The organism is Paenibacillus sp. J22P218 (assembly GCF_056269195.1).
The window spans coordinates 169073-184161 of record NZ_JBWDNL010000009.1; the positions used below are offsets into that span (position 1 = coordinate 169073).

The window sequence follows — 15089 nt, forward strand, 5'->3', positions numbered from 1 at the left end:
TAATTTATGAAAAATATTTAATTATAGCTCCACGTATTTGTCATGATGAATGAAGTAAAGTCCCGCTTCCTTGGCCGTAAAGCCGAAGGTTTCCGTCCATTCGGTCTCATAGGCCTTCACTTGGTTTCGATAAAATTCGACAAATTGCCTCTCATTCTCTAAAGCGAACTGGTCTGTCTTAAAATCCACAATAACCCATCCATCTAGTTCCTCGAAGACAAGATCAATTACTCCACGGATCAGCCTCTCCCGGCCGTCTTGCTGCCGCTTAATCATGAATGAATATTCGAAGTGCCTTTGAATAGCTCGCTCACTGCGTTTCCACAGGTCACTGGCGATTACTCTTTCAATAGCTGCCATTGCACGTCCGCGCCATTCCAGCTTAAGCCCCTCTTGCTCGGCAACGAGCTCGCAGTAATCTGGCAGCAGCTCATCCTGGAGTCCTTCACCAAGCGCTTGTAAGCAGCGGTGAACCGTGCTACCAAATGCCATGCCCCCGCCATCTGTAGGCCTAGGCAGAGAACCTGCGTCTTCTCCTTTGGCAAGCGAAGTAACACTCGTTACTTCATAAGTCGCCTCTGACGCGACAGCAGCATACGCTTGCCAATTGGCGACAGCTCCCACTACATCTTCACCAGGACTGGATACAAGTGAAGGAGCAGTAACAGGCATGAAAGGTTCATCTTCCAGCTCTTGCTGACCGCTAAGCGAACTGCCAAGTAAACTCCATGGATCGATGGCAGGACGTACAGGATATCGGCTTATAATAAGCAGCTGTTTCGCCCTCGTCGCAGCTACATACAATAGGCGGTCAGTCTCGGCATGCATGAACGTCCGCTCACGCTCGGAAAGCCGTTCCCACTCTACCGGTTCACCGATTACTTCCATATGATTGCTGTCCTTCGGACGAGATATCGTGAAGTAGCCTTGAGGAGGCTCAGACAGCCGATCAATATGCTCCTTCGCGTCGTGGCTATTGTCCCCGCAAGGCGATGCGAGAAAGACGACCGGAGCTTCAAGTCCCTTCGCGCGGTGCACATTCATAATCCGCACTGCTTCTCCGCTGCCTGCGAATAAGCTCGTTCCTTCGATTCCGCGCGATTCCGTTACCCTCTGCAGGTAGCTTGTCAGTGAACTCCAATCCGATGCTGTCTCCGAATCAGCTCTTACCGTCTCAAGCAGCTTAAGAAGCGTGCCGCTTCGCAGTGCACCTGTCTGGCCTATTGCAGATAGCGGCAACAATCCTAGATCATGAACAATATGGGTCAATGCTGCTAACGCAGGCAGTTCGCGAACAACTACAGTATATTCACGCAGCTTAAGCAAAGCAGCTAGAACCGGCTTTGCATCATCACTTAACTGATCTTCCACAGCCTTCGTGTAGATCGAGATCGAGCCCGCTTCCTTGCGAAAATGGTACAAGCTGTTGTCACTCACGCCATACAACATGCCTCTCAAGACGGCTAGCAGCGGAATGCGGTTCGAGCTATCACCGACTGCCTGCACAAGCTGATATAGCATATAGATTTCTTCATAGAGAACCTCGCTGCCCGAAGTATAGGCAGCCACTCCGTATTGCTCTAGCTTCGATGCGTATAGATTAATAAACTGCTTATGCTTCAGTAAAATCATGAAGTCGCCTGGGACTGCAGGCCGCAACAGCGGATTTCCGGCACTATCCTTCTCTTGAATGGTAAGCTCTCCATTACAAGCTCTTGCAATATATCTAGCGATACGGTCAGCGTCTTCCTCCGCTATAACCGCTTTGCGGTCATAATCAACCTTCGGAATCGTAATTGTGTATACGCCATGAGCCGCCCCTTTGCCCTTTGGATTAGGCAACTGCGTTAGCATTGGAGCGAAGGCAGCCTGACTATCGGAGGGCTGCTGGACCTTGGCGAACTTGCTCTCGAACGCATAGTTCACATAGTTGCCAATACTTTGTACGGAACGGAAATTGCGCGTTAGCTGCAGCACCTCTCCGCTCAAGGCTACTCTTTCCTTCACGAAGTTATAGGTTGATATATCTGCTCTCCGGAACCGATAGATTGACTGCTTCGGATCGCCGACAATGAATAAGGAGCCGGGACGGGGCAACTGACGTCTCCAATCCGACTCCTTCGGATCGCTTCCTGTTAGTAGAAGCATCATCTCCGCTTGGATGGGATCGGTATCTTGGAATTCGTCCACGAACAACCGTGTATATCTTGCCGCAAAGTACACCCGCACCTCGTTATGCTCACGCAACAAGGCAGAGGTCTGCATCAGCAAGTCCTGAAAGTTCAGCTTTCCTTCGGCAGCGCGTCTCTCCCCGCAATACTTCACAGCCGGTTGAACGAAGGAGATGAGCTTCGGGTGCATATACGATCTCCAGCGGCCAAGAAATGGCCACAGCACTTTGATCTGCCAATCATGGAATTGCCCCAGCAGCATCTTCGCCGTATCCTTGTCATGCCACTTCTTTTGCGTAATCTTGAGCTCCTTATCAAACTGCTTGGCGAGCGTCAATACGTTCATTTCTTGATCCATTGAGCTGAGCAATCGTAACTTGGTTGCTTGCTGGATTAGCTTCTGAAGCTCATCATAACCGCCGACCGGTGCGTTAGAAGGGATATGTTGGTACGCCTCATCCAGCAGGGGGAATAGAGAGAGACGAATTAGATCAAAGTCCGGTCGCCGTACAGGCTGAACATGAATGTGAATATCCTCGTATTGAGACACGCGATGATAAGCAGCGCGCAAATCCTCTACATGAATCAAGTGCTCAGCGAGCTCATCGATTAACCGCTCATTCCCTTGCTCCCGCAGCATAACCAAATAATCGTCCCAGCAGTCGTCTCTGAACTGTTGGTCCTCCTCCTGCTCCATCTCTCGGAAGGAGGGATCAAGCTTCGCTTCGATCGGCCGCTCCCGAAGCAGCTTCCCGCAAAAGGCGTGAATGGTACCGATAAATCCCTCGTGAAGTCGAACCATTGCCTGCTCCAGCCGTTGCTTCTCCGCTTCATCCTTGCTTGCTCGCAGCTCCTGCTCCAGCCTCATACGGAAGCGGCTGGCTAGCTCCGATGCCGCCTTGTTCGTGAACGTTATTGCAGCAATCTGTTGCACTTCAGCGCTGCCTGACTTGATGAGCGCAAGCATGCGGCCGACAACAGATGTCGTCTTCCCTGATCCGGCACCCGCCTCAATGAGCATATTAACGTCCAGGTCGCTAGCTATACGCTCGCGTGCGCGACCATCGTCATCCACCTGCTGCTTAAGCATGACCGTTCACCTCCGTAATCGATCTTAGGCGCTCTTCATTCGCCTCATGCAGCCTCTTATCCTTGAATACTACCGCATGATTCCCGCATACCTCACGATAATCGCACCACTTGCAATGTTCAGGGTTATCGGTAGGCGGAAACACGCCTTGGCTGATTGCTTCTATGACAGAGCTGACGAGCGTCGATAGTTCCTCTCTACGGTTGTCGGTTTGTTCACGAATCGCTTCCTCTCCCAAGCCCTTGACCGTCGGAAAATAATAGGAGGAGGTGACGACAACAGCGTCCTTATCCAGTCCTGATTGCCGCAGCAATTGTTGTGCGGCTACGCCGTACAAAGCTAGCTGCACCTGCGTGCCTCCTGCGAAGTACACGTCTTCCTTGTACTTCTTCGGGCTTCCTGTCTTATAGTCGTAAATCTTATATTGATGCGGAGCGATCTGATCGACCCTATCGATGAACCCTTTGACAGGCATCCGCAATCCTTCTGACAATTCTACCTGCAGAGGCTCACCGTCCTCATGAAGCGGAAGCTCGAACCATATCGGCATCGAGGATCGTTCAAGCTCACTCGCATAGAAAATTTCGGTATCCTGCCGAATACTTTCGCACTCCTTGTTATACACCGAAGTGCTTGGTGCCGGGATTAGCTCTGCATATTCAAGAAGTGTCTCATCTGTTATGCGCGCAAGAAGCAATCTATCATGCTTTGGCGTAGACATCCCCTCTGCCAGCCCCCCAGAAGAAGCTGCCTGCAAGTAACGATCATAGATGGCGTGAAGGAGAGTTCCCCTCTGCATCGCATCGAGCCATTGCGAGCGATCGAACTCGAATACCCGACTCGTACGGATTCCTAACACCTCTTGATAAAAGTATTGAAGAGGACAACGAGCGAACAGCTCTAGCCGGCTTGCACTCAAATGCGGTCTTGCCTCGTTATATGCTGCGATGGCCTCGCCGCCTGCTGTGTTAATCATACCGTCGTATGCCGACAACGACAGCCCTGTCTGTCTCGCTGCATTAGCGCGAGCCCCGTCAGCCAAGTTAGGGTATAGTCGCAGCAGCGCTTCCTCCCCATCTCTGAGCTGACCGTTCGGCGCAATCAGATGTGTCAGCATCGCATCTATACCGTCCAAAGAATATGGGGCTGCGTAAGATCCGAAATAACGATCCAGCTCGCCCATATATTGATGCAGCGAATCATAATCTGCTTCCCTCTCGCCGCTAAACAACCGGTAGATCTGCAGAAGCTCGAACGCCGGGTATTGCTCCTTGTTCCCCGTTATATCATAGGAGCTGTAGCTGCAATAGCAGTTCCCCTTCATGAAGCCAAAGCGGCTGTTCCTATCAGAAAGCTTAAGCTTCGTTCGAAGGTCGCTTGTCAACAGGCTTCCGCTTATACGCTCCCGCTCAAGGTCGAGCAGAATGGGATGCTGTCGACTCTTTATCGCCCAGCTCTTCTCTGTCATCCCAACGATGAACGTATGCTCCCGGCCGCTTTGTCCCCCATCGGACAGCGACGTCACATGCACCGCTCCCGGCTCATGAATGGACGTTACAGAAGTTCGCAGCCCGCCTAACCCATCTCTGATGAATGCGATTGCCAGTTGAAACGGCAGCACGGCCTGCTGGTCGCCCGCGCCTTGCATAGACGTCAGCAATTGTTTCATTCCGCCGAGCGCTTCCCTATCGTCCCCATTCCTAGCGATCGCATAGCTATCCGCAAATGCAATTAATTCCTTAAGGAGAACGGCAGGCGCTACATGCGGCGTATCAGGCAGCCCTTTGAACAGCTTACCGAAGAAAACGTCTAACTGCCCCCAAATAGCAGCTATCTCCTTCATACTCTCCAAGCTATCGTCAGCTTCATCCATCTTACTGCTTCGATCAGCATACCCCTTGGCGAACTTCGCTGCGAGCTGATAACGATCGCGACCCCAGCCGATTCCCGCGCCTTCTAGCTGGCGTATAATGGATGCCGAAGAAATAGCACTCGCATCATCAATCCCAATTGAAATCATTCGCCGCTTCAATGCCTTAACGATAAAATCGACGTTATAGTTCGATTCTAGAAAACCAAGATAAGTCTCTGCCGCTTTACCGATATTGCAAAAAGAGATCGGCAGACCTCCAGAGAACGTACACTTCACGCCATACAAGCGTGAGATCGAATAGATCGCGCCGGTAAATGCCTCGACATCAGACAATATGATTTCTGTCTGATCCCAAGCCGCCTGCTTCTGCGCCATCGTTCGGAATACGCCTCTTACCTCTGCCAGCGGTCCGGCTGCATGCCGGAAAGCGACTGAAGCCATTGGCAACGACTTATCGCCTTCCAGCCATCCAATTGCCCGATCAACCCTACATAGTCGATCAGCCTCAGTCAGACTTTCAAGCATCTCACGATGTACGGCAGGCCATCCGTCAGTAGGACCCGTCACAATCCACTCTTGACGCTTTGGCAGCTTGCGTACATGAGGCAACAGACCAGCAAAATCGCTAAGTCGATGCACGATTAAATATTGCTCATAGCGATCAAGCAGCCTTTGAACGCAGTCCCCCTTCGCCTTGGATTCGAAGTGCGAAGGCCATACGTCGCGTGCTTGCAAACCCGCATCGCGCAGTTCTGCAATACCGTCCGCGAATACACGCACGACACCCGGGGTAATATTAATTCCGCGCAGATAGGCATCTCCCGCAGCGTTCGCCTGTACAAGCAGCTTATGAACAATCCAGTAAACCTCTTCGCGGCCTATATATCGAATGCGATGCTGGGCCAGCGTCAATTCAGTCAGTTGAAGCACCCATGATGTCATCGTCCGAATGTCCGTATGCAAAGCGGCCCCGTAATCACGAACGACTCTCTCGATTAGCATGTGACCTTCCGCATGACTCTGAACGAGCAAGATTTTCCTTTGGAGCGGATTGCTCCCTATGCACCCGTATAGCTGCTCAAGCTGTAGGCCCGCTGTCATCGCTATGCTTCTACCTCCCACTGTCATCCCGCTTTTTCTCAATTATAAACGTTCGAATTGACAACAGGGTGTCACGAACTCCAAAAAAAAAACAGCTTCTTCAGAAATAATTTCTGAAGAAGCTGCTCGTTCAAATCCCCTATGAAATGAGTTTGCGCTTAATCGTCACCTTACGAAGCATTAAGTAACCGGCGCCGTATAGAAGAGCAATCACGCATAACGCGAGTAGGACAACAACGAAAATACTTGCACGCTCGATATCGAAGGTGGACTGCAAAAGCGAGCCTACCCAGTCGGAGGAAAGCACTGCTTCCATTGCGAGCACAGGCAGCAAGGCAAACAAACATAACACGGTTGCGATCTTCCAATTAAACCGATAGAAGCATGATCCGATTAGCCAGCCGCTGCCGAAGTAGGCAATGAAATTGAAAAAGTACTCCAAGAACATCCACCACGGCTGCGAGGCATCGATGAACAAATGCGGATTTTTATATGTGACCACCCAATCATACCGATCGTAAATCCATTTCTCAATAGGATACCCCAGTGTCATGATGAGCGCCGAGATAGCTGAATATACCGCAATCAAGCCACTTGCTCCCCATATAAAATATTTTCTCGTCACGCCATTCGCTACAAAGCCCGCAATCGATAATGGCGTCAACATAATGCCAATGACGAGTAGAAATATGCGAGGTGAGGTGGATGCTCCCTCCCATATGGCTTGTGCATCAATATCGTTGCCGGCAAGCGCTGAAGCATTATTAATAATCTCAATGATCACATACATGCATATGAAAATAACCCAATAGATGCTAAGCGACCATCGGTACGCATGCATTAATTTAAGCGCAACGTTCATCGCTGGATGCCTTCTCTTCCGATTCATTGCTCATCGCCCCTTCGTTTCGTCATATGGACAAACAAATCCTGCAACGATACCGGTCCGAGCTCTAGTCCCTCATTAATAGCCCGCCCCCTTGCATCCTCGCTTAACGCTCCGAACACCGTCACGGATTTCGTGCCGCCTAGCTTCTGTTCGCCAAGCACAGTCATCCCCTGCACGAATCGGTCCACGCGTTCAGCCGGTCCCGTCACAGCCGTTCCCTTCGCCCGCAGTGATTCGGTCTCTTCGTGAGCGATCAGCTTTCCTCGGTCAAGAATCAGCACCTCTTCGAATAGAGATGCCACTTCTTCTATTAAGTGCGTGGATATAATAATCGTGCGCGGATGAGCCATGTAGTCGTTCAGTAGCTGCTCATAGAACACGTAACGGGACGGCGCATCCATCCCCAAGTAGGCTTCGTCGAAAATCGTAACCGGAGCGCGGCTGGCAAGGCCGATCGTAACGCCCAAAGCCGACTTCATGCCGCGCGAAAGTTCCATAAACTTCTTCTTCGTCGGTAGATCGTACAGCTTGACGAGCTTACGCGCGTACTCATCATCCCAATTCGGCCAGCAGCTTGCCGCAAGCGCAAGTGCGTCGCGTACGCTTAATCCGTCACTCATATGGCCGCTTTCTTGAATGAAGCAGACCTGCTCCATTATTTTCGCGTTTTCGAAAGGCGCCTCGCCGCCGATCGCAACCGAACCGGCCGTTTGGAGGCGGAAGGAGGCGAGAATGGACAGCAGACTAGTTTTCCCCGAGCCGTTGCGCCCGAGCAAGCCGTATATTTTGCCACCGTCGAGTTTGAAAGTCAGCTCGTGCAGCGCAGTGAAGCTCCCATACCGCAAATGCAGCTTATTCACATCTATACGAAGTGTCATGCTTCATCCCTCCCCTTCATAGCTTCAATCCGTTTAATAATATCGCTCACCGGCACGCCAAGCTTATCCGCTTCGACTAACATTTTATCTACAACTTCCTCGAAGAACACATCTCTTCGCTGCGCGAGCAGCGATTGTCTTGCCTCTCCGCTTACGAACATCCCAATCCCTCTCTTCTTATACAAAATGCCTTCGTCAGTAAGCAATTGAAAGCCTTTCGCTGCCGTTGCCGGGTTAATTCGATAAAACGAGGCATATTGGTTAGTAGACATGACTTGTTCGTCTGCTTGCAGAACGCCGCTTATAATATCTTCTTTGATCTTATCCGCGATTTGTTGATAGATGGGGCTACGGTCGTCGAACACGCTATCACCTCTTTGCTTATGTGGTTCATTAGTTATGTAACTAACCATACAACCAAACCTTTTCCATGTCAAGCCTGAATCTACAAAGCTTGTCCGATACAACACAGCAGTTTTAGTGAATAATAACGAGCTGCATCATCTTTGTAAAACGTTTCTCTGTTGTGTGATAATAAGAATATAGACACCTATCGAAAAAGGAAGGAGCAAACAATGGTTTACAAAACAAATAACAAGCACTCCCGAGCCGGAATCATATACACCATCCTGCTGTTGCTCCTTGCCTGCATGCTGTTCATACCGCTGCCTTATTACTTGTACCAGCCGGGGTCGGTTGAGCGCATTGCGGATTACGTGAAGGTTGAGAATAGTGCGTCTTCGAAGGAAGGCAGCTTCAATCTGACGACCGTCTTCAGCTCCAAGGTTAGCAACACCTTTACGCTGCTGTATGGGCTGCTCGCCCCGGATACGGAAGTCCGCAAGGCAAGCCAGGTTCGAGGCAACCTTACGACTTCACAATACAAAGCGCTGCTCGAGCATATGATGAAGCAATCGCAAAATAGCGCAGTGGTCTCGGCGCTTGAAGCTTCGGGCGAGCATGTGCCGCTGGAGTATACGGGCATTTTCGTACAATCGATCTATCCCGGCTCCAAGGCGAAGGGAATTCTGTTCCCGGGAGATATTATTTTCGAGGCAGACAGCAAACCTATTACGAAGCTAGACGACATGCTTGCTTTACTGGATGCCGGGAAGAGCCCTGGCGATACGATCAAGCTAGGCGTACTGCGCGGAGATCAGCAGCTCCAGCTCGATGTTGAACTTTACGGCCTCCCTGGAAGCGATGTGACATCGAGCAAGGCGTATCCGCGAATAGGACTTGTAACCGAGGACCAGTTCAAGATCACTCCGCCTATCGAGGTCGAATTCACTGTAGCTAACATAGGCGGACCTTCGGCAGGATTGATGTTCGCCCTCGAAATTGCGGATCAACTAGACCCGGCTGAGCTAACGCATGGCCTAACGATTGCCGGCACCGGTACAATCGATACAGCCGGCCATGTCGGTCAGATCGGGGGCATTCGCGATAAGATCATCGCAGCCGAGCGAGCTGGCGTGGATCTATTCTTCAGTCCTGCGGATGTGAAACCGACCGATAGCAACGAAAAAGATATTTTGGACGAAGCCAAGAAGCGGGGCTACGATATAACGATAGTGCCCGTCAGCACTTTAGACGAGGCACTGGATTACTTAAATCATCTGGATACCTCGGCATAAAAAACTAGAAGCCCCGAACCCAGCTCCTGCGAGCTTGGTTCGGGGCTTTACGTATTACGAGAGCTTGCCTGACTTGTTCAGCAGCTCGATCAGCATTTTCGCGACTTGCTCGCGGGTAGCGGCAGCATTCGGAGCGAAGCGATCATCGCCTACACCGTTAATGATACCGAGCTTATAAGCGGCTTCAATGCTTTCGACTGCGTATGGTGATGCTTCATTTATATCCTTGAACTTGAATCCAGCTGCACCCGCAGAAACCGCGGGCGAAGCCGATCCAACTACAAAGTTGTAAGCCCGAATGACCATTGCTGCCAGTTGCTCACGAGAAATGACCGCATCTGGCTTGAAGCTGCCGTCCTCATATCCTTGAATAATACCAAGCTTGTTAAGCTCCTCCACGTAACCGGCATAGTAGGCATCGTCAGACACGTCGCTGAACTTGCCTCCAACAGCAGCAGCCGACTTCAAGCCGAGCGCTCGCCCTAACAAAGCAGCGAACCCGCCGCGAGTTACCGTTCCCTTCGGATCAAATCGGTCTCCACCGACTCCGCTCGTAATATGGCGGGCAGCCAACAGCTCGATATAAGCTTTCGCCCACCCTTCCTTCACGTCCGAGAAGCTCTTGTTATATTGCATAATGACATACTCACTGAAATGATCCGTGCTAAACGTAAGGATACTGCCTATTAGCGTTCCGCCTTTAAACTCCAAAGTGCCGTCTTCCTTCACGTAGTAAACGCCTGTCTTCAACTTATTCGTAATGAGCGCCAGCTCATCCGCGCTAAGCGTTATGCCGATCTGCACATCTGCGCCGAAGCTGTTCACGTAAGCTGTCTCGCCAGCTTTATTGACGAGTGTGACGCCAAAGCTATAGATTTCGCTAATTGCCGCATAACCGCTGTCCTTGGCGGCAATAGCCGATTTCAAGCGCGCTTTCGCTGTCTCTTCCAACAAGCTGCGCGATATAACCGCATATTCAGCCCCATTTAACTCGGCCGCGCTTAGAGTTCCTGCGGCTATCGTAATCTTCATGCCCTCGTATACGAGCTCCAAATCCACGCCAGCCGCACGCGCTTTCTCAAGCATCGCTGTCGGAATGCGCACATCCGCTGCTTCCCCAGCAGCGACCGCAGGTATATGGACCTGCACCCTGCCTTCGCCGCGCGCGGCCGCATCAATCGCAGCTCCAAGCTGATCGGCTGCCACCGTTGCCGTCCGCAAGCCTGCATCTCCGCTTACCTCAGCGATTACCTCAACCGTCGAACCAACCGGCACTTCCGTCACAACACCGCTATTATCTCCCGACACTTTAGCCGGGCCGGCTATAACGAATGTTCCGCCTTCTAATATACTTGGTAGCGTCACAGTAACCGTCTTGTCGCTCGCAACCACTAGCGGCTGTCCGCTGTATAGCTCCTGAACCGTTGACCCTGCCTTGTAAGGTACGGAGAACGTCACCTGCTTCTCATCCGTCTTGGTCGATATGCCCACGTATACGCTTTGACCCTTATACGCCCGCTCGAACAACGTGAAACCAGCTTCATCGCTTCCCGCTACCTGCGTTCTCGTTCCCTTGGAGAACACCTTCGAGTATTGCGCGCGGATATTGAGCATTTTCTTATAATGGTCGAAAATATGATTGTAAGCCGGGTCGTCCAAACCGTCCCAATTCAGATCGTAACGGTTCTCGTTCACGTCGCCCGCACCCATATCTTCAGCCTTCACGCCCGATTGTCCAAGCTCTTCACCGTAATAAATGACCGGTTGGCCCTTGGCCGTAATTTGCAGCGAGGCTGCAATCTTCTGCTTAGCCTGCACAGCCGCGAGCATCGAAGGCTCAAGCGTTCCCTCGCGGAACTTCTGCCTGTCCTCATCGACAAGCAAGCTGATGAGGAATCCCTCCTCGTCGTGGCTGCTAAGGAATTGGCCGAAGGTCGCCGTGTTGTCGATCAACGCGTCGCGTTGCGCTAACTCCTGCTCTACGCTGTTTATTCGGCCATCGACGAAATCTCGCGCAATGACCTTGAATTGGAAATCAAGCTCGGAATCGAGCATGCCGCTTCGCAAATAACCGCCATCGTTGTTCACGCTTGCGCCGAAATTTTCACCAATAAGCTTGAAGTCCGGCTTGATCTTCGTCAGCGCGTTTTTGAAGGCCATCCACGTCGTATTCTCGACATGCTTCACCGTATCGACGCGGAAGTAGTCAATCGTATTGCCCTTCGCCGTCATCGACTTCTCAATCCAATCCGTCTGCCATGCTACGATCTGCTCGCGCACTTCAGCAAGCTCGGTCTTCAAGTCTGGGAGCTCAGCTAACGAGTAGCGAACGACAGGATCCTCATCCTCATCGCGCAGCATGCCTGCGAACACCTGCCGCTCCTCGGCTGTCGGCAAGTTCGTTAATCCTGACCATCCGCTTGCTATTGTATCCAGTCCATAGCCGGTATGGTTAAGCACAACGTCCACCATAATCTTGATACCGCGCTCATGGGCCGCGTCGATCAGTTCCTTGAAGTCTTCCAGCTCGCCCAGATGCTCGTCAATCGATGTAAAATCCTTCGCCCAGTAGCCATGGTAGCCATACTGTTGACCGTCGAAATCGACGCCCTTGTTAAAGTCGATATTATCGACAATCGGCGTAATCCAGATCGTATTGATACCGAGCTCATCCAGATAGCCGAGCTTCTCGGTAATGCCTTTGAAGTCCCCGCCATGATAGGTTTCGAGATGCGACGTATCATAGTTCTCCCCGTTCGGGTCATCATTCGATGGATCTCCGTTGAAGAAGCGATCCGTCAGCATGAAATAAATGCGTGCCTCATCCCAATCGAAGTCGTCTGCTCCGCCAACCGTTTTTCTTGTTGCTACACGTACTTTGGCGGTATGCACATGCTTGTTGCCATAGATATCAATGGCCGTAATCGGAATGTTCTTCAGACCGGTCGTTACCGTGTCCTTCACCGCAATCGTCAACTCATTAAGCTGAGGATCAATGAATGTCGCCGCATTGCCGCCAATCGCTCTTAGATCTGCATAGAGACCCGTCATAGGGGTATCATCTTCGGCGATCAACGCTATCTTCAATACCGCATTTTCATTGTACGAAATCGTAGATGGGCCTACTTCCGACGTCATGCTTACAGCTGGCCGCTTATACGTCAACGTCGATACGCCATCTACCGTGTTGCGAGGATCCGTTACTTCTGTCGTAACCTCATACTTCGTAACAAGATACGTATAGGTAAGCGTCCCTTCAGTAAGGGCATTTAACCTATAGCTGAATCTCTCATCTTCCGCATCGTAGACCATCGGGTATTCGGTATCGCCAATCTTCAGCTTCACGCCATCGATCAAATGCATCTCTTCAGCCTCGAACAACGCATCGTCCCTGTAGTAGAAAGTAGCCCCGCCATCCGCCAATACAGGCGCAGAGCTTGCCGGCAGTGTGCGGAAAGCGCCTTGTCCGCCGGTTACGATGACCTTCGTCAGCGGCTCCGTCCCGGTAACAATGACTCGGTCAAAATTCTGATCGATGACAGCGGTCTCCCAATCAAAGCCTTTGCGCAGCTTGAAGCCCATTTGCTTCGTCTGCTCGCCAATCGCAATATCGGCAACGGCCTTGCCATTCTCGAATTTCGTGAACAATACAGTCCCATTCGTCTTGCCTGTATCCCATGTCCAAATGTTCCAATCGGTGTAGTCCGCATCCTCACGAATATATTGGAACCGTACTTTCCGCTGAAGCGGGATTAAATCTTCAATAACCGGCTCTTCGTAAAAAACGGTCGATATCCCTTCAACGATCCATGCCTCTACGGAATTGCCGCTTTGGATCGCTACTTTGCGGGTCGAGTCTTGCTGGGACCAATCATTGCCTTGCACAGACAACCTCGGAATCACATTAATCTCCGATTGTTGGAACTTGTACGCTCCTGTCGCATATCCTTCATCTGTCGAATCCGTAAACGAATACCCTTGGCCGTTCACCCCTTGAGGCCACAGCCATAGATTCCAATCATTTGCCGTGCCATCGAACCGATAATAATGAATCGTGAATGTGTTCATTTTCTCGACGATCGAAATAACTTGTTTCTCCATATAGCCATCATACGCCGCTACAACGGTGACCGTACCGCCTGCCTCGGCATCTGCAGTTGCAACTAGACTATTGCCTACGATAGATATTCCATCAACGGGCTGCTCCAAGCTCCAGACAGGCGTTACGGCCGTTGCTGGCGTATTGTCGCTGCTCTGCAGATTAGCCGTAAGTTGAAGCTCTGCTCCTTGCTCAATAGCGCTCGGATTATTTAGGATAAGACCTGGAACGACAGCTTTGGAATTGCCTCCGCTCGTAAGCGGGTTAAGCGAATCCAGCAGATCTCCTGTCCAGCTGCCATTATTCGGCACGAATTTGTATTCATACATGCCGGCAGCAAGCGGTATCGTTACACTGAATACGCCATCCGTCTTCGTCAGCGGAATCGCATATTCAATATCCCATCCGTTCATCGCGCCTACCAAGTAAAGGGACGGACCGTCGTATACGACATTAAACGTTACCGTACCGTCTCCGTTAATGACCGGACTCGACAGCAGCTCGTCAACGATTCGAATCGTACGCGTGACCGACTTGCCGCCGCCCGATTCACCAATCACATCCACCGTTCCCGTAGTGGCCGTATCATCTACGATTAACGTGCCATCACTAATCGTTACGCCATCCTTAGGTGCTACCAGCGAATAGTCAAGCTCCTCCGTATGATCCTCATTGCCTGTAAAATAGACCCCGGTTAACGTTGTCGTACTTTCTGTCAGTACCTCGAACGGAGCATCGAACACAATGCCAGGCACGGCAACGCCCGGATTGCCACTCTTAGTAATCGTCGTATTAAGCGGATCTCCATGCCAGGTGTTTCCTGGATACGACGCAAGTCCATAGGCATACCATCCCGCCGGAAGCTCAGAGGTATAAGACCAAATATCTTCCTCGCCCTTAATCAGCTCCCGCTCGTTCCAGCCGCTGAACTCCCCTTTCACAACAATACGTTCTTTGCCTGGAATCCCGCTCGCTGTTCCATCAAAATAAAAGGTAACCTCAGCCCCCGTATCCGACGTCGTGCCGATAACCGGGCTTTGCAGCGCCTGCGCTTCAGGCGGATCTTGCGCGTAGACCGCCGGAGCCGCTCCTGCGATAGCGCTTACAAACATGACCAGCACCATAAACCTAGCAGCACTTTTCTTAAGCATTCGTTTCACCTGCTCTTACCTCCTCATGTGATAACTCCTATGTACCCCCATAGTTGTGCAAACGTTTGTTCAACTTCTCAAAAATAACGCCGACCTCATCCATCTAAAGATAAAGTAAGCGCTTTTATTTCCTGAAGCTAGTGTACAACAAGATGGATTGTTATTAAATGGTGATATTCTATCGAAATCTGCCAAATTCA

At 51.1% G+C, this 15089-nt stretch carries 7 protein-coding genes; 1 reads left to right on the forward strand and 6 read right to left on the reverse strand.

Going from position 1 to position 15089, the window contains the following annotated elements; translation table 11 throughout:
• Nucleotides 1-21 precede the first annotated feature (21 nt).
• The 5 genes from AC0YN0_RS29315 to AC0YN0_RS29335 form a co-directional block, all read right to left on the reverse strand.
• The gene (locus tag AC0YN0_RS29315) at nt 22-3261 is read right to left on the reverse strand and encodes a UvrD-helicase domain-containing protein (RefSeq protein ID WP_475824470.1); all 3240 of its coding nucleotides are present in this window, start codon (nt 3259-3261) and stop codon (nt 22-24) included.
• Nucleotides 3254-6235, reverse strand: a complete 2982-nt coding sequence (locus AC0YN0_RS29320) for a PD-(D/E)XK nuclease family protein (protein WP_475824471.1) — start codon at nt 6233-6235, stop codon at nt 3254-3256. The genes AC0YN0_RS29315 and AC0YN0_RS29320 overlap by 8 nt, the downstream gene beginning before the upstream one ends.
• Nucleotides 6236-6374: 139 nt before the next feature.
• Nucleotides 6375-7124, reverse strand: coding sequence for a hypothetical protein (locus tag AC0YN0_RS29325; RefSeq protein WP_475824472.1), 750 nt, complete (start codon nt 7122-7124; stop codon nt 6375-6377).
• Entirely contained in the window at nt 7121-8002 is an 882-nt protein-coding gene (locus AC0YN0_RS29330; RefSeq protein WP_475824473.1) for an ATP-binding cassette domain-containing protein, read from the reverse strand. Before AC0YN0_RS29330 ends, AC0YN0_RS29325 begins: the two co-directional genes overlap by 4 nt.
• A complete protein-coding gene (locus AC0YN0_RS29335) occupies nt 7999-8367 on the reverse strand; it encodes a GntR family transcriptional regulator (protein WP_475824474.1) in 369 nt (122 codons plus the stop codon). The genes AC0YN0_RS29330 and AC0YN0_RS29335 overlap by 4 nt, the downstream gene beginning before the upstream one ends.
• Nucleotides 8368-8577: 210 nt before the next feature.
• Here AC0YN0_RS29335 and AC0YN0_RS29340 point away from each other — a divergent pair, with 210 nt between their 5' ends.
• Nucleotides 8578-9639: a SepM family pheromone-processing serine protease gene (locus tag AC0YN0_RS29340; protein WP_475824475.1), complete on the forward strand. Its 1062-nt coding sequence runs from the start codon at nt 8578-8580 to the stop codon at nt 9637-9639.
• A 54-nt stretch (nt 9640-9693) separates the two neighbouring features.
• Here AC0YN0_RS29340 and AC0YN0_RS29345 read toward each other — a convergent pair whose 3' ends face one another.
• Nucleotides 9694-14889, reverse strand: coding sequence for an alpha-amylase family glycosyl hydrolase (locus AC0YN0_RS29345; RefSeq protein WP_475824526.1), 5196 nt, complete (start codon nt 14887-14889; stop codon nt 9694-9696).
• Nucleotides 14890-15089 lie beyond the last annotated feature (200 nt).

What these genes read in the sequence shown, in the direction of transcription:
- AC0YN0_RS29330 (WP_475824473.1), bottom strand. Translation starts at nt 8,002, where the DNA reads ATGACACTTCGTATAGATGTGAATAAGCTGCATTTGCGGTATGGGAGC.
- AC0YN0_RS29340 (WP_475824475.1), top strand. Translation starts at nt 8,578, where the DNA reads ATGGTTTACAAAACAAATAACAAGCACTCCCGAGCCGGAATCATATAC.
- AC0YN0_RS29320 (WP_475824471.1), bottom strand. Translation starts at nt 6,235, where the DNA reads ATGACAGCGGGCCTACAGCTTGAGCAGCTATACGGGTGCATAGGGAGC.
- AC0YN0_RS29325 (WP_475824472.1), bottom strand. Translation starts at nt 7,124, where the DNA reads ATGAATCGGAAGAGAAGGCATCCAGCGATGAACGTTGCGCTTAAATTA.
- AC0YN0_RS29345 (WP_475824526.1), bottom strand. Translation starts at nt 14,889, where the DNA reads ATGCTTAAGAAAAGTGCTGCTAGGTTTATGGTGCTGGTCATGTTTGTA.
- AC0YN0_RS29315 (WP_475824470.1), bottom strand. Translation starts at nt 3,261, where the DNA reads ATGCTTAAGCAGCAGGTGGATGACGATGGTCGCGCACGCGAGCGTATA.